The sequence below is a fragment of the Myroides sp. WP-1 genome (assembly GCF_014145635.1).
GTDB lineage: Bacteria > Bacteroidota > Bacteroidia > Flavobacteriales > Flavobacteriaceae > Flavobacterium.
In genome coordinates this window covers 1-570 of the sequence record NZ_JACHTC010000074.1, presented here as the reverse complement: position 1 = coordinate 570, position 570 = coordinate 1, and the positions used below count along the sequence as shown (strand labels likewise).

1 pseudogene is annotated in these 570 nt (G+C 36.8%); it reads left to right on the top strand.

The window, feature by feature from the left end:
• Positions 1–570: pseudogene (locus tag H4K33_RS16395) on the top strand (hypothetical protein); the annotation flags it as partial.

Here is a 570-nt window from a genome sequence, read left to right as displayed (position 1 = left end):
AAACAACAGCGAATTTGTAACGAACATCATCAATACGTTAAACGACAAATACGGAAACGTAGGATATGAAAATGGGAACTTCTTCTATATCGATGCGGCTGGAAAACACGAGATTGCAATTGAAGATCTAAACACAACCAACCAAACATTTGCCTTAGTAAATGACGAGTTAGTTGTAACCGATTCAGATGGAAATGCAGTAAAAGTAGCAGTAGCTGAGATAGCAAACAACGAAACATTCGTTACCAACTTAGCCGATAACAGTACGTTTGTAACTAAGTTAGGAGATAACAATGAATTCATTTCTAAAGTAACGAACAACAGCGAATTTGTAACCAACATCATCAATACGTTAAACGACAAATACGGAAACGTAGGATATGAAAATGGGAACTTCTTCTATATCGATGCAACAGGAAAACACGAGATTGCAATTGAAGATTTAAACACAACCAACCAAACATTTGCCTTAGTAAATGACGAGTTAGTTGTAACCGATTCAGACGGAAACGCAGTAAAAGTAGCAGTAGCTGAGATAGCAAACAACGAAACATTCGTTACCAACTTAGC